This window comes from Marmoricola sp. OAE513 (genome assembly GCF_040546585.1).
GTDB lineage: Bacteria > Actinomycetota > Actinomycetes > Propionibacteriales > Nocardioidaceae > Marmoricola.
Window position 1 is genome coordinate 3691128 of the sequence record NZ_JBEPOC010000001.1, and the last position, 18477, is coordinate 3709604.

Annotated in this window: 13 protein-coding genes, 3 rRNA genes and 1 pseudogene; 16 read left to right on the forward strand and 1 reads right to left on the reverse strand. The window is 65.7% G+C overall.

Going from position 1 to position 18477, the window contains the following annotated elements:
* Position 1: 1 nt before the first annotated feature.
* From argJ to argH, 7 genes and pseudogenes are all read left to right on the forward strand, one after another.
* Positions 2-1153 (forward strand): bifunctional glutamate N-acetyltransferase/amino-acid acetyltransferase ArgJ, encoded by a 1152-nt coding sequence (gene argJ, locus ABIE44_RS18510; protein ID WP_209714217.1) that lies wholly within the window; start codon positions 2-4, stop codon positions 1151-1153.
* Positions 1150-2097 carry an acetylglutamate kinase gene (gene argB / locus ABIE44_RS18515; RefSeq protein WP_354438298.1) on the forward strand — a complete coding sequence of 316 codons (948 nt, stop codon included), beginning with the start codon at positions 1150-1152 and terminating at the stop codon, positions 2095-2097. The genes argJ and argB overlap by 4 nt, the downstream gene beginning before the upstream one ends.
* A 32-nt stretch (positions 2098-2129) precedes the next feature.
* Positions 2130-2561: pseudogene (locus tag ABIE44_RS18520) on the forward strand (aminotransferase class III-fold pyridoxal phosphate-dependent enzyme); the annotation flags it as partial.
* 85 nt (positions 2562-2646) lie between these two features.
* Positions 2647-3294, forward strand: a complete 648-nt coding sequence (locus ABIE44_RS18525) for an aminotransferase class III-fold pyridoxal phosphate-dependent enzyme (RefSeq protein ID WP_354438411.1) — start codon at positions 2647-2649, stop codon at positions 3292-3294.
* Positions 3291-4211: an ornithine carbamoyltransferase gene (gene argF / locus ABIE44_RS18530; RefSeq protein WP_209714213.1), complete on the forward strand. Its 921-nt coding sequence runs from the start codon at positions 3291-3293 to the stop codon at positions 4209-4211. The genes ABIE44_RS18525 and argF overlap by 4 nt, the downstream gene beginning before the upstream one ends.
* The gene (locus ABIE44_RS18535; RefSeq protein WP_209714211.1) at positions 4208-4720 is read left to right on the forward strand and encodes an arginine repressor; all 513 of its coding nucleotides are present in this window, start codon (positions 4208-4210) and stop codon (positions 4718-4720) included. Before argF ends, ABIE44_RS18535 begins: the two co-directional genes overlap by 4 nt.
* A 48-nt stretch (positions 4721-4768) precedes the next feature.
* Complete coding sequence (argH, locus tag ABIE44_RS18540) at positions 4769-6199, forward strand: argininosuccinate lyase (protein WP_209714209.1); 1431 nt, start codon at positions 4769-4771, stop codon at positions 6197-6199.
* A 15-nt stretch (positions 6200-6214) separates the two neighbouring features.
* Here argH and ABIE44_RS18545 read toward each other — a convergent pair whose 3' ends face one another.
* Positions 6215-6571: an MmcQ/YjbR family DNA-binding protein gene (locus tag ABIE44_RS18545; RefSeq protein ID WP_209714207.1), complete on the reverse strand. Its 357-nt coding sequence runs from the start codon at positions 6569-6571 to the stop codon at positions 6215-6217.
* Between the two features lie 65 nt (positions 6572-6636).
* On the opposite strand from ABIE44_RS18545, the gene ABIE44_RS18550 reads away from it, so the two are divergent.
* From ABIE44_RS18550 to ABIE44_RS18590, 9 genes are all read left to right on the forward strand, one after another.
* Positions 6637-7191, forward strand: a complete 555-nt coding sequence (locus tag ABIE44_RS18550; RefSeq protein WP_209714205.1) for a DNA-3-methyladenine glycosylase — start codon at positions 6637-6639, stop codon at positions 7189-7191.
* 9 nt (positions 7192-7200) lie between these two features.
* On the forward strand, positions 7201-7629 hold the full coding sequence (locus ABIE44_RS18555) for a VOC family protein (protein WP_209714201.1): 429 nt from the start codon (positions 7201-7203) through the stop codon (positions 7627-7629).
* A gap of 31 nt (positions 7630-7660) precedes the next feature.
* Positions 7661-9214: a succinic semialdehyde dehydrogenase gene (locus tag ABIE44_RS18560; protein ID WP_209714199.1), complete on the forward strand. Its 1554-nt coding sequence runs from the start codon at positions 7661-7663 to the stop codon at positions 9212-9214.
* Between the two features lie 66 nt (positions 9215-9280).
* Positions 9281-10543: a tyrosine--tRNA ligase gene (gene tyrS / locus ABIE44_RS18565; protein ID WP_209714197.1), complete on the forward strand. Its 1263-nt coding sequence runs from the start codon at positions 9281-9283 to the stop codon at positions 10541-10543.
* Positions 10543-11580, forward strand: coding sequence for an alpha-hydroxy acid oxidase (locus ABIE44_RS18570; RefSeq protein ID WP_209714195.1), 1038 nt, complete (start codon positions 10543-10545; stop codon positions 11578-11580). The genes tyrS and ABIE44_RS18570 overlap by 1 nt, the downstream gene beginning before the upstream one ends.
* Before the next feature lie 635 nt (positions 11581-12215).
* A 16S ribosomal RNA gene (locus ABIE44_RS18575) occupies positions 12216-13737 on the forward strand.
* Positions 13738-14101: 364 nt separating this feature from the next.
* Positions 14102-17209 (forward strand): 23S ribosomal RNA (locus ABIE44_RS18580).
* Between the two features lie 83 nt (positions 17210-17292).
* Positions 17293-17409: ribosomal RNA gene (rrf, locus tag ABIE44_RS18585) — 5S ribosomal RNA — on the forward strand.
* Together the 16S, 23S and 5S rRNA genes form the textbook arrangement of a ribosomal RNA operon.
* Before the next feature lie 119 nt (positions 17410-17528).
* Positions 17529-18476 (forward strand): tetratricopeptide repeat protein, encoded by a 948-nt coding sequence (locus ABIE44_RS18590; protein WP_209714193.1) that lies wholly within the window; start codon positions 17529-17531, stop codon positions 18474-18476.
* The last annotated feature ends 1 nt before the right edge of the window (position 18477 follow it).

An 18477-nucleotide genomic window follows, 5' to 3' on the forward strand; every position in this document is an offset into this window, starting at 1 on the left:
CATGAGCGTGACCCACCCCGCCGGCTTCGTCGCTGCCGGCGTACCCGCCGGCCTGAAGTCCACCGGAGCCCAGGACCTCGCCCTCGTCGTCAACCAGGGCCCGACCTTCGACTCCGCCACCGTGTTCACCGCGAACCGCTGCAAGGCCAACCCCGTCCTGTGGAGCCAGGAGGTCGTCAAGGACGGCACCGTCAAGGCGGTCGTCCTGAACTCCGGGGGAGCGAACTGCTACACCGGCCCCGAAGGCTTCCAGACCACGCACGCGGTCGCGGAGCAGGTCGCGGCCGGACTCGGTATCGGTGCGATCGACGTCGTCGTCTGCTCGACCGGCCTCATCGGGCTGGCCAACCCGAGACAGAACCTCCTCGACGGGGTCGACGCCGCCGTCGCCGGTCTCTCGGCCGAGGGCGGGGCCGACGCGGCCGCCGCGATCATGACCACCGACACCGTCTCCAAGCAGGTCGTCGTCGAAGGCGCCGGTTGGAGCATCGGCGGCATGGCGAAGGGCGCCGGCATGCTGGCGCCGCAGCTCGCCACGATGCTCGTCGTCATCACCACCGACGCGGTCGTCCCGGCCGCCGACCTCGACGCTGCCCTGCGCGCTGCGACCCGGGTCAGCTTCGACCGGCTCGACTCCGACGGCTGCATGTCGACCAACGACACCGTGACCGTGATGGCCAGCGGCGCCAGCGGGATCACCCCGGCTCGGGCCGACTTCACGCACGCGCTGACCCAGGTCTGCACCGACCTGGCGATGCAGCTGCTCGCCGACGCCGAGGGCGCCGACCACGAGATCGCCATCACCGTGCTCAACGCTGCGTCCGAGGACGAAGCCGTCGAGGTCGGGCGCAGCGTGGCGCGGAGCAACCTGTTCAAGGCGGCCGTCTTCGGGAAGGACCCGAACTGGGGCCGGGTGCTGGCCAGCGTCGGCACGACGACGGCTGCGTTCGACCCGGCCGATCTGGACGTCGCGATGAACGGCGTGTGGGTCTGCAAGGCGTCGACCCCGGCCGAGGACCCGGCAGGGGTGAACCTGGACGCCCGGGAGGTCACCGTCACGATCGATCTGAAGGCCGGGTCCGAGCGGGCGACCGTGTGGACGAACGACCTGACCCACGCCTACGTCCACGAGAACAGCGCGTACAGCTCATGAGCACCCCGGGAGAGCCCGTGATCGATGACGAGATGCGACCGGCTGTCGAGCCCGCCAAGGCGGCGACGCTGGCCGCCGCCCTGCCCTGGCTGAAGCAGTACCACGGCAAGATCGTCGTGGTGAAGTACGGCGGCAACGCCATGGTCGACGACGAGCTGAAGAAGGCGTTCGCCGAGGACATCGTGTTCCTGCGGATGGCCGGCTTCAAGCCCGTCGTCGTGCACGGCGGGGGGCCGCAGATCTCCTCGATGCTCGACCGCCTCGGCATCAAGAGCGAGTTCAGGGGTGGCCTGCGGGTCACCACCGACGAGGCGATGGACGTCGTCCGGATGGTGCTGGTCGGGCAGGTGCAGCGCGAGCTGGTCGGCCTGATCAACCAGCACGGCCCGCTCGCGGTGGGGCTCTCGGGAGAGGACGGCGGTCTGTTCACGGCCGAGCGCACCAACCTGATCATCGACGGCGAGGAGATCGACCTCGGCCTCGTCGGCGAGGTCGCCGCCGTACGGCCCGAGGCCGTGCAGGACGTCATCGACGCCGGCCGGATCCCGGTCATCTCCTCCGTCGCGCCCGACGAGGACGGCGCCGTGCACAACGTGAACGCCGACACGGCCGCGGCCGCGCTGGCTGCCGCGCTCGGTGCCGAGAAGCTCCTGGTCCTGACCGATGTCGAGGGTCTCTACCGGGACTACGGCAACAGCGACGACGTCATCGGCGAGATCAGCCCGGAGTCGCTGGCCGAGCTGATGCCCAGCCTGGAGAGCGGCATGGTCCCGAAGATGGCTGCCTGCCTGGCAGCCGTCAACGGGGGAGTGCCGCGCGCCACCGTGGTGGACGGCCGCGAACCGCACGCGGTCCTGCTCGAGCTGTTCACCGACGAGGGCGTCGGCACCCAGGTGCTGCCCGGCGTCGTCACCAAGATCCGGAAGGCGAAGGGATCCTCATGAGCACGCTCAAGGAGCGCTACGCCGGCGCGCTGATGAACACGTTCGGCGTCCCGAAGGTGGCCCTGGTCAAGGGTTCCGGCACGCACGTGTGGGACGAGGACGGCACCGAGTACGTCGACCTCCTCGGTGGCATCGCGGTCAACGCGCTCGGGCACGGCCACCCCGCCCTGGTCGCCGCCGTGACTGAGCAGATGAGCACGCTGGGCCACGTCTCCAACCTCTTCCTCACCCGGCCGCAGGTGGAGCTCGCCGAGAAGCTGCTGGACCTCGTCTCGACGGGCTCGACGACCCCGGACGGCCGCGTCTTCTTCACCAACTCCGGCGCCGAGGCCAACGAAGCCGCGCTCAAGGTCACCCGGCGTACCGGTCGCACCCACCTGGTCGCCGCCCTCGACGGCTTCCACGGCCGGACCATGGGGGCGCTCGCCCTCACCTCGAAGGAGGCCTACCGGGCTCCCTTCGAGCCGCTCCCCGGACACGTCACCTTCGTCCCGTACGGCGACGAGGCCGCGCTGGCCGCTGCCGTCACCGAGGGAGACCGCTGCCGTCATCCTCGAGCCGTTCCAGGGCGAGGCAGGCGTCCTCGAGCCCCCGGCCGGCTACCTGGCCGCCGCCCGGCGGATCACCCGCGAGAAGGGCGCGCTGCTCTGGCTCGACGAGATCCAGACCGGCATGGGGCGCACGGGCGCCTGGTTCGCGCACCACGCGGTCGACGAGCTCGTCGAGACGCCGCCCGACCTCGTCACGGTCGCCAAGGGGCTCGGCGGTGGCTTCCCGATCGGTGCCTGCATCGCGCTGGGCGATGCCGCGCACCTCCTCGAGCCGGGCAACCACGGCACCACCTTCGGCGGCAACCCGGTGGCCTGCGCCGCGGCGCTGGCGGTGATCGGCGTGATCGAGTCCGAGGACCTGCTCGAACGGACGCTCCTGCTCGGCCAGAAGCTGCGCGACGGACTCCTGGCCGATCCTCGCGTGGTCGAGGTCCGGGGCAAGGGCCTGCTGATCGGCATCACCCTGTCCGAGCCGCTGAGCGCCGAGGTCGGTGCTGCGGCGCTGGCGGCGGGCTACATCGTCAACAACCCCACCCCCGACCGGATCCGGCTGGCGCCGGCTCTGGTGCTCACCGACGAGGACGCGAGCGCGTTCCTCGCCGCCTGGCCCGGGATCCTCGACGCGGCCTTCGGAGGCACGGCATGACGACCCAGCACTTCCTGCGCGACGACGACCTGACCCCGGTCGAGCTGAACGAGGTCCTCGACCTCGCCGCCGAGCTGAAGGCGGCGCCGTACTCCCACAAGCCGCTGGCGGGTCCGCAGACCGTGGCGATCATCTTCGACAAGCCGACCCTGCGGACCCAGGCCTCCTTCGTCGCCGGCATCGCCGAGCTCGGGGGCAACCCGATGGTGGTCGACGGCACCCTGGCCCAGATCGGCACCCGCGAGTCGATCGCCGACGTCGCCCGCGTCCTGGGACGTCAGTCGAGCCTGATCGTGTGGCGCACCCACGACCAGAGCCGGATCGAGGAGATGGCCGCGTACGCCGGCGTGCCCGTCGTCAACGCGCTCACCGACCAGTTCCACCCCTGCCAGACGTTGGCCGACCTGCTCACCGTTCGGGAGCACAAGGGCGCCACGGCCGGTCTGACGATGACGTTCCTCGGCGACGCGGCCTGCAACATGGGCCACTCCTACCTGCTCTCCGGGGCGGCCGCCGGGATGCACGTGCGCGTCAGCGGACCGGACGGCTTCCAGCCGGACTCCGGGATCCTGGCGCGGGCGCAGGAGATCGCCGCGGGCACCGGGGGGTCGGCCGAGATCGTGCTGGACCCGACGAAGGCAGCCGACGGTGCCGACGTCCTGGTCACCGACACCTGGGTCTCGATGGGCAAGGAGGCCGAGTCGGCCGACCGCGCCGAGGTCTTCCGGCCGTGGCAGCTCAACGAGGACCTGCTGGCACTCGGCGCCGACGACGCGATCGTGCTGCACTGCCTGCCGGCGTACCGGGGCAAGGAGATCACCGCCGAGGTCCTCGACGGCCCGCAGAGCGTGATCTGGGACGAGGCCGAGAACCGCCGGCACGCCCAGAAGGCGATCATCACCTGGTTGCTCCGATGACGGCCCACGCACCGCTGACCAAGACAGCGCGGCAGCAGCAGATCGTGGAGCTGCTCGCGACCACCGAGATCAAGTCGCAGACCGAGCTGGCCGACCGGCTCGCGGACGCCGGCATCCACGTCACCCAGGCGACGCTCTCCCGCGATCTCGTCGAGCTGGACGCGGTCAAGGTCCGGGTCGCCTCCGGTGCGCTCGTCTACGCCGTACCCGCCGAGGGCGGGGACCGCACGCCCGTGGTCGGCCGCGAGTCCGCAGCCTCCGAGGCCCGCCTCGCCCGGCTGTGCGCCGAGCTCCTGGTCTCCGCGGATGCCTCGGCGAACATGGTCGTGCTCCGGACGCCGCCCGGCGCCGCGAACTTCCTGGCCTCGGCCCTGGACAAGGCGGAGCTGGGGTCGGTCCTCGGCACCATCGCCGGCGACGACACCGTGCTGGTCATCTCCCGTGACCCCGCCGGCGGTGAGCCGCTGGCCCAACGCCTCCTCGCCCTCGCCAACGGCGAGCACGACTGAACCGGTCGTCGAGCTTGCCGAGACGCCTGATACCGATCTGAGGAACTGATGACTGAATCCACCACCAACGAAGGCAAGCTCTGGGGCGGCCGCTTCGCCGGCGGACCGAGCCCGGAGCTCGAGGCGCTCTCCCGGAGCACCCACTTCGACTGGCGGCTGACGCCGTACGACCTGGCGGGTTCCCAGGCGCACGCCCGCGCGCTGCACGCCGCCGGCCTGCTCAGCGATGACGACCTGGCCGAGCTTCAGCGCGGACTGACCAGCCTGGAGGAGCGGTTCGCCGCCGGGGACCTGCACCCCGACCCCAGCGACGAGGACGTGCACGGCGCGCTCGAGCGGATGCTGCTCGACGAGATCGGTCCCGAGATCGGTGGCAAGCTGCGTGCCGGTCGGAGCCGGAACGACCAGATCGCGACGCTGTTCAAGGTGTTCCTGCGTGACCACGCCCGGGTGATCACCGCCCAGGTGCTCGACCTTGTCGACGCTCTCGCCGCCCAGGCAGAGGCGCACCTGGCCGGAGACCAGCCCAGCATCATGCCCGGACGCACCCACCTGCAGCACGCACAGCCGGTGCTGCTCTCGCACCACCTGATGGCGCACGCCTGGCCCCTGCTGCGCGACGTCGACCGGCTGGCGGACTGGGACGCCCGGGTGGCGGCCGAGTCGCCGTACGGCGCCGGAGCGCTGGCCGGCTCGAGCCTCGGTCTCGACCCGGTGCAGGTCGCCACCGACCTCGGCTTCACCGGTTCGGTCGCCAACTCGATCGACGGCACCGCGGCCCGCGACTTCGTCGCCGAGTTCGCCTTCGTCACCGCGATGATCGGTGTCGACGTCAGCCGGCTCGCCGAGGAGGTCATCCTCTGGGCGACCAAGGAATTCGGCTTCGTCACGCTCGACGACGCGTACTCCACCGGGTCGAGCATCATGCCGCAGAAGAAGAACCCGGACATCTCCGAGCTCGCCCGCGGCAAGGCGGGCCGCCTGATCGGAGACCTCACCGGCCTGATGGCGACCCTGAAGGCGCTCCCGCTCGCCTACAACCGCGACCTGCAGGAGGACAAGGAGCCGGTCTTCGACGCGGTCGACACCCTGGAGGTCCTGCTGCCCGCGTTCGCCGGCCAGATCGCCACCCTGACCTTCGACACCGCCCGGATGGCCGAGCTCGCGCCGCAGGGGTTCTCGCTCGCCACCGACATCGCCGAGTGGTTGGTCCGCGAGGGGGTGCCGTTCCGGGTCGCCCACGAGGTCGCCGGCGCCTGCGTACGCCGCTGCGAGGAGCTCGGCATCGAGCTCCACGAGCTCACCGACGAGCAGTTCGCCGCGATCGATCCGAACCTGACGCCGGGCGTGCGCGACGTGCTCACCGCCGAGGGCTCGGTCGCCTCCCGCACGGGTCGCGGCGGCACCGCACCGGTCCGGGTGGCCGAGCAGCTGGCGGAGCTCCGGGCGCGGATCGCGGCAGCCCGGGCAGCCGGGTGATCGAGCAGCGAGCGATCAGTCGAGTTCCTGCTCCTTGAACCACGCCTCGCGCACCTTCTTCGGCACGCACATCGCCCACGCGTCGGTGATCAGCTCGCGGAGCTCGTCGAGGTCGAGCGACTCCATCCGCGCCGCCACCCACGGGTACCGCATGTCCGAGCGCCGCGGCAGCAGGAACTTCTCCGGCTCCCCGGCCACCAACCCGTCGCGCTCCTCCCGTGGGAACCCGAACCCGAGCCGGGTGCCGTCGGGGGAGACAGCCGCGAAGACCAGGGAGCCGACCCGGAACTTGGTCGCCTCGCGCACCTGGGCCTCGTAGGCACGCGGCAGGACGAGCGCCACCTCGCGCACGTCGTCCAGGTCCACCGGCATGAGCCCACCCTGGCACCGGGCACCGACATCCGGCCCCATCGAGAGCGGGGTGCCAGAATCCACGCATGCCCGAGTCCCTCGTCGACGTCCTGGCCGGTCCGGTCCTCGAGGTCGCCCCGCGCCTGCTCGGCGCGCGGCTCAGCCACGCGGGCGTGACGGCCCGGATCACCGAGGTCGAGGCGTACGACGGTGCGAACGACCCCGGCAGCCACGCCGCGAACGGACGCACCCCGCGCAACCAGGTCATGTTCGGCCCTGCGGGCTTGCTCTACGTGTACTTCATCTACGGGATGCACCACTGCGCCAACGTGGTCTGCGGTCCCGACGGTGTCGCCTCCGCGGTCCTCTTCCGAGCCGGCGAGATCGAGGGCATGCCGCCGGGAACGGCTCGCGGCCCCGCGAAGCTCTGCGCCGCGCTCGGCCTGGACCGCAGCCTCACCGGAACCGACCTGATCGCCGGCCCCGTGAGGCTCGAGCTCGGCGAGCCCGTGGACCCGCACGCGATCGCGGTCGGACCGCGGGTCGGCCTCCGACTCGCCGCCGACCGACCCTGGCGGTTCTGGATCGACGGGGACCCGACGGTGAGCCGGTACGTCGCCGCCAAGCCCCGACGTTCCTAGACTGCGGCCATGGCACTCACGCGCACGATTCCCGCCCTGCCGGTGGCCGACCTGGTGGCGGCCCGGGACTTCTACACCAGCCGGCTCGGCTTCGAGGTGCTGCACGCTGACGACGGGGTGGTGGTGCTCCGTCGCGACGAGGCCGTGCTGAACCTGTGGCCGGCCGACCACGAGGACTGGCTCGCCCGGTCGGACCTCAGCGCCAAACCGGTGCGCAGCGGGGCCGAGAGCTTCCTGGCAGGTACGGCGAGCTGCCGGATCGAGGTGAGCAGCGCGGCCGAGGTCGACGACCTGCACGCCGAGCTGGCGGCGACCGGGGTGATCCACCCGACCGACACCGGTGCGCCCGCGGAGACCGAGTACGGCACGTTGGAGTTCCACGTGCTCGACCTCGACGGCAACCTGATCTCGTTCCACTTCTGGCTCCCGGGACGCTGACAACGAAACTAGAACGAGTTACAGTTTCACCATGACTCTGCCGTCCTCGTTCAAGCCCGAGATCCTCGACAAGCTCACCGCGATGATCGTCTCCACCAGCGGTCGCACCTACCCGCTGACCGAGGTCTACACCGGCGAGAAGGTCCTGGACCTGCCGCAGTCGAGCCCCGAGGACGTCGAGACCGCGTACGCCGCCGCACGCAAGGCCCAAGCCGTCTGGGCGTCGTGGCCGCTGAAGCGCCGCATCGAGGTGATGAAGTCCTTCCACGAGCTGCTGCTGCGCGACGGCCTGATCATCGCCGACCTCATGCAGGTCGAGACCGGCAAGGCGCGCCGGATGGCGTTCGAGGAGACCTGCGACGTCCTCATGGTCACCAGCCACTACATCAAGGCGGCGCCGCGGATCCTCAAGGAGAAGAAGCACGGGGGAGTCGTCCCGATCGTCTCGACCTCGACCGAGGTGCGGTTGCCCAAGGGAGTCGTCGGCCTGATCTCCCCGTGGAACTTCCCCTTCGCCACCAGCCTGTCGGACGCGATGCCGGCGCTGATCGCGGGCAACGGGATCGTGCTGAAGCCCGACAACAAGTCCACCCTCAACGTCGCGTACGGCGTCGGGCTGCTCTACGAGGCCGGCATGCCCGAGGGCCTGGTCCAGATCGTCTGCGGCGAGGGCCCGGACATCGGCCCGACCATCGTCGAGAACGCCGACTACGTGATGTTCACCGGGTCGACCGCCACCGGCCGCACGATCGGTGCCCAGGCCGGCCAGAACCTCACCGGCTGCACCCTGGAGCTCGGCGGCAAGAACCCGTTGATCGTCCTGGACGACGCGAACCTCGACGAGGTCATCCCGGGCGCGATCATGGCCGCGTTCCTCAACACCGGCCAGGCCTGCATGCACATCGAGCGGATCTACGTCTCGGAGAAGCGCAAGGACGAGTTCACCAAGCGCTTCGTCGAGGCCGCGCAGGCCATCGGCGTGGACGCGAAGTACGACTTCAGCCCGGACATGGGCTCACTGGTCTCGGTCTCGCAGCGGGAGCGGATCGAGTCGCACGTCGACGACGCCGTTGCGAAGGGCGCGACCGTGCTCACCGGCGGCAAGGCCCGTCCCGACCTGGGCCCGGCGTTCTACGAGCCGACCGTGCTGACCGACATCACCCCGGACATGATCCTGGCGAAGATGGAGACGTTCGGACCGGTCACGAGCATCTACACCTACAAGACCGTCGACGAGGCGGTCGCGCTTGCCAACGACACGGAGTACGGCCTGAACGCGAGCGTCTGGGGCTCGGACCTCAAGGCCGCCGAAGCGGTCGGCCGGCGCATCGAGGCCGGCAACATCAACATCAACGACGGTCTCGCCGCGTCGTACGCGTCGAAGAAGAGCACGTCGGGCGGCTTCAAGACCTCGGGCGTCGGCAGCCGGCACGGTGACGCCGGCATGCTGAAGTACACCGACGTCCAGAACGTCGCCGTGCTCAAGAAGCAGGTCCTCAGCAACCCGCCGGACACCGACTGGACCAAGCAGGTCGAGAAGACCGTCCAGGGCATGCGCTTCATGCGGAAGTTCGGCATCCGCTGACTCCGGTGGTTGAGCTTGCCGAAACCCGGTGGGCCGCACGGGAGCGGGATACGGCAGGCTTGCACCGTGACTGTTGACCCTCACCTCCTGGACGACCTCGAGTGGCGCGGCCTGATCGCGCACTCGACCGACCTCGACGCGCTGCGTGAAGCGCTGACGGCTGGCAGCGTGCGGTTCTACGTGGGTTTCGACCCGACAGCCCCGAGCCTGCACATGGGCAACCTGGTGCAGATCCTGACCGCGCGTCGGCTCCAGCTGGCCGGGCACACGCCGTTCGCGCTGGTCGGCGGAGCGACCGGCATGATCGGTGACCCCCGCGACTCCGGCGAGCGGACCCTGAACTCGCTCGACACGGTCAAGGACTGGGTGCAGCGGGTCCGCAGCCAGATCGAGCCCTACTTGTCCTTCGACGGCGACAACGCGGCAACGATGGTTAACAACTACGACTGGACGGCGTCGCTGTCGACCATCGACTTCCTGCGTGACATCGGCAAGCACTTCCCGGTCAACCGGATGCTCGCCCGCGACGTGGTGAAGAGCCGGCTCGAGGCCGGCATCTCCTACACCGAATTCAGCTACATCCTGCTGCAGTCGATGGACTTCCTCGAGCTCTACCGCCAGTACGGCGTCACGCTCCAGTTCGGTGGCTCGGACCAGTGGGGCAACCTGACGGGCGGCGTCGAGCTGATCCGTCGGGCCGACGCCGGGAAGGCGCATGCGTTCGCGACGCCCCTGATCACCAAGACCGACGGCACCAAGTACGGCAAGACCGAGGGCGGCGCCCTGTGGCTCGACCCGGACATGATGTCGCCGTACGCGTTCCACCAGTTCTGGTTGAACGCCGAGGACGCCAAGGTGGTCGAGCTGCTCAAGGTCTTCACGTTCCTCTCGCGCGAGGAGATCGAGGACCTCGCGGCGCAGACCGAGGCCGAGCCGTTCCGCCGGGCCGGCCAGAAGGCGTTGGCCGACGAGGTCACCACCCTGGTGCACGGACCAGCGGAGACCGAGCAGGCGAAGGCAGCAGCCGCGGCGCTCTTCGGCGGCGGCGACCTCGCCGACCTCAACCCCGGGACGCTGGGCGCAGCGCTGCGTGAAGCCGGAGCCGTGAAGGCAGCCCCTGGTACGCCGTACGTCGACCTGCTCGTCGAGTCGGGCCTGGTCAAGAGCAAAGGTGAAGCCCGCCGGACCATCACCGAAGGCGGCGCCTACCTCAACAACGAGCGCGTCACCGATCCCGACCTGGTCCCCGGCCCCGAACACCTCGTGGCCGGCGGGTGGCTGGTCCTGCGCCGAGGCAAGCGGAACCTGGCCGGGGTCGAGATCGGCTGATGTCCGGTCCGGCCACCGGGAGCAGCTGGCTCGCGTCGCTCGAGGAGCAGGCGCGCGCCAAGCTGCCTGCGGAGGTCTACCGCTACTACCGCCAGGGCTCCCGGGAGAGCACCAGTGCGGACGAGGCGACCGCTGCCTGGGAGCGCCACCGTCTGGTGCCGCGCATCTTCGCGGACGTGCGGGAGGTCGACCTGAGCACGGACTTCCTCGGCAGGACCTCGAGGGCGCCGTTCGGGATCGCACCGACGACGCTGCAGCGGGCTGCCCACCCGGACGGCGAGGTGGCCGTGGCGGCGGCGGCCACCAGTGCCGGGCTCCCGATGGTTGTCTCGAGCAACGCCGGATCGACCCTCGCGGAGATCGCCGCGACGGGCGTCCACTGGTGGCTGCAGGCGTACCTGCCGCAGGACCGCGCACTCGCCCGACCGATGCTCGAGGCCGCCGTGGAAGCGGGTGCGAGCGCCGTGGTGCTCACGGTCGACACACCGGTGGTGGCCACGAAGTACGACGGCGGCGCGGTGTGGGGGACCGGCGCGGCCGACCAGGTGCGTCTGAACCTCGGTGCCGCCGCCGAAGCTCCGAAGGCCCGCGACCTCGGCCCGGCCGACATCACGTGGTTGCGGGAGACGACCGGCCTGCCGGTGGTGGCAAAAGGTGTGCTAGGACCGCAGGCTGCGCACGCTGCGGTCGTCGCCGGCGCCGCGGCCGTCTGGGTCTCGAACCACGGCGGACGCCAGCTCGACCGCGCGGTCGCCACCGCGGACGCGCTGCATGGAGTCGCTGCGCGCGTGAACGGCCAGGTCCCGGTCTACGTCGACGGGGGAGTGCGCACCGGGATCTCGGCGCTGACGGCGCTCGCCCTCGGCGCGGACGGGATCTTCTTGGGGCGTCTGCCGCTCTACGCGCTTGCTGTCGACGGTGCCGCCGGCGTCGGGAAGATGTTCGCGGACCTGACCGCCGAGCTCGTCGAAGCGCTGGTCCTCGCCGGCTGCAGGCGTCCAGGGGACGCCCGAGGCATCGTTCCGGGGACTTCGTGAACAACAGTGGTGTTCTTCGGGCTCACCGGTTTCGCCGTCGTACTGTGCCCAGAACGGGACGAACCCAGACAGCCCTCAGCCCGAAAACCGCCTCTGACCTGCGACAACGCTGAATGTGGCCCGGACCACACGAACTCGATTTGACGAAGTCGGAACATCCCCATAATGTTCTCTCTGTCGCCCGGTGCGGCGGGACACAAAGCCGAGAGGCTGGGTGGCCGGCCCGGAGCGAATCCCCTCAGCAAGATCCCATCTCCACGGAGCTGGCAAGTGCGCGCACTAGCGGCCAAGTCCTGCTCGACGCAGACGGATCGCAGCTGAGGAGCCGGGCCAAGAAGTCGATTTGACTCGACACGCCAAGACCGGTAAGTTTCACCAGGTTGCCCCCGAGCAGGTCTCACGATCTGTCTCCGGTGCGCGCTTGATCCTTGAGAACTCAACAGTGTGCCAAAAGTCGACGAATTAGTTTGATACCCGTCTGACTGGATCTGCTCGGTTTCCGAGCGTTGATGGTCGACGGTTCCTTTGGTAAGAAACGATGATTCCGACAATACATTGTCGGCGATTCGGTCTCTTGCCAGGAAAAAACATCTAAGAGATTTGCTCGAGTGCTTCGGCAGTCGGGCAGCTAGATTTCAATGGAGAGTTTGATCCTGGCTCAGGACGAACGCTGGCGGCGTGCTTAACACATGCAAGTCGAGCGGTAAGGCTCCTTCGGGAGTACACGAGCGGCGAACGGGTGAGTAACACGTGAGCAATCTGCCCTTCACTTTGGGATAACTTCCGGAAACGGAAGCTAATACCGAATACGACCACTTCAGGCATCTGATGGTGGTGGAAAGTTCCGGCGGTGAAGGATGAGCTCGCGGCCTATCAGCTTGTTGGTGAGGTAACGGCTCACCAAGGCTTCGACGGGTAGCCGGCCTGAGAGGGTGACCGGCCACACTGGGACTGAGACACGGCCCAGACTCCTACGGGAGGCAGCAGTGGGGAATATTGGACAATGGGCGAAAGCCTGATCCAGCAACGCCGCGTGAGGGATGACTGCCTTCGGGTTGTAAACCTCTTTCAGCAGGGACGAAGCGAAAGTGACGGTACCTGCAGAAGAAGCACCGGCCAACTACGTGCCAGCAGCCGCGGTAATACGTAGGGTGCGAGCGTTGTCCGGAATTATTGGGCGTAAAGGGCTCGTAGGCGGTTTGTCACGTCGGGAGTGAAAACTCAGGGCTCAACCCTGAGCCTGCTTCCGATACGGGCAGACTAGAGGTATGCAGGGGAGAACGGAATTCCTGGTGTAGCGGTGAAATGCGCAGATATCAGGAGGAACACCGGTGGCGAAGGCGGTTCTCTGGGCATTACCTGACGCTGAGGAGCGAAAGTGTGGGGAGCGAACAGGATTAGATACCCTGGTAGTCCACACCGTAAACGTTGGGCGCTAGGTGTGGGACTCATTCCACGAGTTCCGTGCCGCAGCTAACGCATTAAGCGCCCCGCCTGGGGAGTACGGCCGCAAGGCTAAAACTCAAAGGAATTGACGGGGGCCCGCACAAGCGGCGGAGCATGCGGATTAATTCGATGCAACGCGAAGAACCTTACCTAGGTTTGACATATGTGAGAAGCCTCTAGAGATAGAGGTCTCTTTGGACACTCATATACAGGTGGTGCATGGCTGTCGTCAGCTCGTGTCGTGAGATGTTGGGTTAAGTCCCGCAACGAGCGCAACCCTCGTCTTATGTTGCCAGCACGTCATGGTGGGGACTCATAAGAGACTGCCGGGGTCAACTCGGAGGAAGGTGGGGATGACGTCAAGTCATCATGCCCCTTATGCCTAGGGCTTCACGCATGCTACAATGGCCGGTACAAAGGGCTGCGATACCGCAAGGTGGAGCGAATCCCAAAAAGCCGGTCTCAGTTCGGATTGGGGTCTGCAACTCGACCCCATGAAGTCGGAGTCGCTAGTAATCGCAGATCAGCAACGCTGCGGTGAATACGTTCCCGGGCCTTGTACACACCGCCCGTCACGTCACGAAAGTTGGCAACACCCGAAGCCAGTGGCCCAACCGTTTACGGAGGGAGCTGTCGAAGGTGGGGCGAGCGATTGGGACGAAGTCGTAACAAGGTAGCCGTACCGGAAGGTGCGGCTGGATCACCTCCTTTCTAAGGAGCTTTATCTGGCAGGCTCAACCTGTCCAGGGCGCTTGAGTTCGTGTAGACACACGTTCTACCGCTCAGCACTGCTCACTAGTGGAACGTCGATTATTTGGCTTGTGACCAGGCAACGCCTCGCCAGTACTTCTGCCATCTTCGGATGGAGTTCAGAGTGGAACACCGAGAGCTGCGGCTGGGAGCGAATCAGGCACACTGTTGGGTCCTGAGGGATCGAGAGATCGATTCTTCTTGGGCCACCATCCCCTCGAACCATTGAGAACGATCCTTGCGGATCTCCCGGTAGGCGAGGAACCGATGGCGGCACCGCCCGTATCTTGAGAACTACACAGTGGACGCGAGCATCTTTGTAGCAAGACAAGCTACTAAGGGCACATGGTGGATGCCTTGGCACCAAGAGCCGATGAAGGACGTATGAGCCTGCGATAAGCCCCGGGGAGTTGGCAACAGAACTGTGATCCGGGGATTTCCGAATGGGGAAACCCAGCTGGAGTCATGTCCAGTTACCTCTGCCTGAACACATAGGGCAGTTGGAGGGAACGAGGGGAAGTGAAACATCTCAGTACCCTCAGGAAGAGAAAACAATAGTGATTCCGAGAGTAGTGGCGAGCGAAATCGGAAGAGGCCAAACTCAAGCAGTGTGATAGCCGGCAGGCGTTGCTGTTTGAGGGTTGTGGGGCCGTTTAGCTGGTTCTGCCGAACCAGCACAGAGTAAGAAATCTCCTGTGAAGTCGAAGAGGACTGGAAAGTCCCGGCGTAGAGGGTGATACCCCCGTACACGTAAGCATGAGACTCTGAAACGTCACCCCAAGTAACACGGAACCCCTGAAATTCCGTGTGAATCTGGCGGGACCACCCGTTAAGCCTAAATACTCCTTGGTGACCGATAGCGGACAAGTACCGTGAGGGAAAGGTGAAAAGTACCCCTGGCGGGGAGTGAAATAGTACCTGAAACCATGTGCCTACAATCCGTTGGAGCGGTTATTTATAACTGTGACAGCGTGCCTTTTGAAGAATGAGCCTGCGAGTTTGCGGTGTGTCGCAAGGTTAACCCGTGTGGGGAAGCCGTAGCGAAAGCGAGTCCGAATAGGGCGACTGAGTGGCACGCTCAAGACCCGAAGCGAAGTGATCTATCCATGGGCAGGTTGAAGCGCGGGTAAGACCGCGTGGAGGACCGAACCCACTTAGGTTGAAAACTGAGGGGATGACCTGTGGATAGGGGTGAAAGGCCAATCAAACTTCGTGATAGCTGGTTCTCCCCGAAATGCATTTAGGTGCAGCGTTGCGTGTTTCTTGCCGGAGGTAGAGCACTGGATAGCCAATGGGCCCAACAAGGTTACTGACGTTAGCCAAACTCCGAATGCCGGTAAGTGAGAGCGCAGCAGTGAGACAGTGGGGGATAAGCTCCATTGTCGAGAGGGAAACAGCCCAGACCATCAGCTAAGGTCCCTAAGCGATAACTAAGTGGAAAAGGATGTGGAGTCGCACAGACAACCAGGAGGTTGGCTTAGAAGCAGCCACCCTTGAAAGAGTGCGTAATAGCTCACTGGTCAAGTGATTCTGCGCCGACAATGTAGCGGGGCTCAAGTTATCCACCGAAGCTATGGTATTCGTGCTTAAGACAGGCCTTCGGGTCCAGTTGCACGGATAGGTAGGGGAGCGTCGTGTGGCGAGTGAAGCGGCGGAGTGATCCAGCCGTGGACGCCACACGAGTGAGAATGCAGGCATGAGTAGCGAATGAAGAGTGAGAAACTCTTCCGCCGAATGATCAAGGGTTCCAGGGTCAAGCTAATCTGCCCTGGGTAAGTCGGGACCTAAGGCGAGGCCGACAGGCGTAGTCGATGGACAACGGGTTGATATTCCCGTACCGGCAAAATAGCGCCCATGACGAACCCGGTGATGCTAACTGTCCGAAACCTTGCTTATCGGACCCTTCGGGGCGAGAGGGCAAGGCGGAGCACAGGACCCGAACCGGTAGTAGTCAAGCGATGGGGTGACGCAGGAAGGTAGTCCAACCGTGGCGATGGTAGACCACGGCTAAGGGTGTAGGGCTGTTGATAGGCAAATCCGTCAACTGCATGCCTGAGACCTGATGGGGAGTCCTTATGGACGAAGTGGATGATCCTATGCTGCCGAGAAAAACCTCTAGCGAGCTATGCGCCGCCCGTACCCCAAACCGACTCAGGTGATCAGGTAGAGAATACTAAGGCGATCGAGTGAACCATGGTTAAGGAACTCGGCAAAATGCCCCCGTAACTTCGGGAGAAGGGGGGCCGGATTTGTTATTGCACTTGCTGCAAAAAGCATTGATGGCCGCAGAGACCAGGCCCAAGCGACTGTTTACTAAAAACACAGGTCCGTGCGAAGTTGTAAGACGATGTATACGGACTGACTCCTGCCCGGTGCTGGAAGGTTAAGGGGACGGGTTAGCTCTTCGGAGCGAAGCTCAGAACTTAAGCCCCAGTAAACGGCGGTGGTAACTATAACCATCCTAAGGTAGCGAAATTCCTTGTCGGGTAAGTTCCGACCTGCACGAATGGAGTAACGACTTGGGCGCTGTCTCAACCATGGACTCGGCGAAATTGCACTACGAGTAAAGATGCTCGTTACGCGCGGCAGGACGGAAAGACCCCGGGACCTTTACTATAGTTTGGTATTGGTGTTTGGTTCGATTTGTGTAGGATAGGTGGGAGACTTTGAAGCGGGGACGCCAGTTCTCGTGGAGTCATCGTTGAAATACCACTCTGATCGTATTAGACATCTAACCTAGGTCCATTATCTGGATCAGGGACAGTGCCTGATGGGTAGTTTAACTGGGGCGGTTGCCTCCTAAAATGTAACGGAGGCGCTCAAAGGTTCCCTCAGCCTGGTTGGCAATCAGGTTTCGAGTGTAAGTGCACAAGGGAGCTTGACTGTGAGAGTGACAGCTCGAGCAGGGACGAAAGTCGGAACTAGTGATCCGGCGCTGGCATGTGGAAGCGGCGTCGCTCAACGGATAAAAGGTACCCCGGGGATAACAGGCTGATCTTCCCCAAGAGTCCATATCGACGGGATGGTTTGGCACCTCGATGTCGGCTCGTCGCATCCTGGGGCTGGAGTAGGTCCCAAGGGTTGGGCTGTTCGCCCATTAAAGCGGCACGCGAGCTGGGTTTAGAACGTCGTGAGACAGTTCGGTCCCTATCCGCCGCGCGCGCAGGAAACTTGAGAAAAGCTGCCCCTAGTACGAGAGGACCGGGGTGGACGAACCTCTGGTGTGCCAGTTGTTCCGCCAGGAGCACGGCTGGTTAGCTACGTTCGGAAGTGATAACCGCTGAAAGCATCTAAGCGGGAAGCACGTTTCAAGATGAGGTTTCCCACCGGGTTAACCGGGTAAGGCCCCCAGTAGACGACTGGGTTGATAGGCCGGAGGTGTACAGTAGTAATACCTAGCCGACCGGTACTAATAGGCCGAGGGCTTGTCCCTCAAAGATGTTGCGCGTCCACTGTGTGGTTCCCGAGTTACGGTCGGGAGCCTGTTAAGGCTGAGATTGAATAACTCAATAGAGTTTCGGCGGCCATAGCGAAGGGGAAACACCCAGCTCCATTCCGAACCTGGAAGTTAAGCCCTTCAGCGCCGATGGTACTGCAACCGGGAGGTTGTGGGAGAGTAGGACGTCGCCGGACATAAATTTAGTAAGGGTCGCCCCTCCGGGGGCGGCCCTTACGCCTTTTCCGGGCTTGTGAGCGGGCGAAACTCTGTAACAAACTCAAACTCAAAAGTGTCAGATCGACTTGGAGGAACCGTGGCAGACGACCGTCAGCCCAGGCAGTCCCGACCCGCCGGCAAGGGCGGATCCAGCAGCGGCCGTTCCGGCCCTTCTCGCTCAGGAAGCGGACGAAGCTCCACGCGTTCGACTGACAACAAGCCGTACGCGAAGCGCGACGGCGACAAGAAGCCGTACGGCAAGCGTGACGACAACCGCGGCGGTTCCCGCCCGTACAGCCGTGACCGACGTGACGATCGACGTCCGCCGCGTTCCGACGTCGCGCGCACGGCGGACCAGGCCAAGTACGACGGCCCGGAGATCGCGGAGTGGATCACCGGCAAGGAGCTCGACCGCTCCGTGGCCGACCAGCTGAAGTCGCTTCCCGAGAAGCTGATGCTCCGGGTCGCCCGGCACCTCGTCGCTGCCGGCGAGCTGATGGACTCCGACCCGAAGGTTGCGTACCAGCACACGCTCGCCGCCCGGGCACGCGCCGGCCGGCTGGCCGTGGTGCGCGAGGCCGTGGGTGAGGCGGCGTACGCGGCGGGGGAGTACAGCGAGGCTCTCGCCGAGCTGCGCTCCGCCAAGAGGATGAACGGTGCCCACGACTACGTGGCCATCATGGCCGACTGCGAGCGCGCGCTCGGACGCCCCGACCGGGCGCTCACGCTGCTCAAGAACACGCCTCGGGACAAGTTCGCTCCGCCGCTGCTCGCCGAGGTGATCATCGTGGAAGCGGGAGCCCGTCGCGACCGCGGTGAGATCGATGCCGCGCTGCGCACGCTGGAGAACGGCAACCTGAACTCGAAGTCGCGCGCCCCCTGGGTGGTCCGGCTCCGGTACGCCTACGCCGAGACCTTGCTCGCCGGCAAGCGCCCCGAGGACGCTCTGGAGTGGTTCCACCGCACCGAAGCCATCGACGTCGACGAGATCACCGACGCCGGTCTGCGCGCGCTCGAGATCGAGCGCTCGCTCCCGAAGTCCTGAA

Excerpts from the sequence above, each read along its gene's own strand:
- argJ (WP_209714217.1), top strand. The coding sequence starts at position 2 with ATGAGCGTGACCCACCCCGCCGGCTTCGTCGCTGCCGGCGTACCCGCC.
- argB (WP_354438298.1), top strand. The coding sequence starts at position 1,150 with ATGAGCACCCCGGGAGAGCCCGTGATCGATGACGAGATGCGACCGGCT.
- argF (WP_209714213.1), top strand. The coding sequence starts at position 3,291 with ATGACGACCCAGCACTTCCTGCGCGACGACGACCTGACCCCGGTCGAG.
- ABIE44_RS18535 (WP_209714211.1), top strand. The coding sequence starts at position 4,208 with ATGACGGCCCACGCACCGCTGACCAAGACAGCGCGGCAGCAGCAGATC.
- argH (WP_209714209.1), top strand. The coding sequence starts at position 4,769 with ATGACTGAATCCACCACCAACGAAGGCAAGCTCTGGGGCGGCCGCTTC.
- ABIE44_RS18545 (WP_209714207.1), bottom strand. The coding sequence starts at position 6,571 with ATGCCGGTGGACCTGGACGACGTGCGCGAGGTGGCGCTCGTCCTGCCG.
- ABIE44_RS18550 (WP_209714205.1), top strand. The coding sequence starts at position 6,637 with ATGCCCGAGTCCCTCGTCGACGTCCTGGCCGGTCCGGTCCTCGAGGTC.
- ABIE44_RS18555 (WP_209714201.1), top strand. The coding sequence starts at position 7,201 with ATGGCACTCACGCGCACGATTCCCGCCCTGCCGGTGGCCGACCTGGTG.
- ABIE44_RS18560 (WP_209714199.1), top strand. The coding sequence starts at position 7,661 with ATGACTCTGCCGTCCTCGTTCAAGCCCGAGATCCTCGACAAGCTCACC.
- ABIE44_RS18570 (WP_209714195.1), top strand. The coding sequence starts at position 10,543 with ATGTCCGGTCCGGCCACCGGGAGCAGCTGGCTCGCGTCGCTCGAGGAG.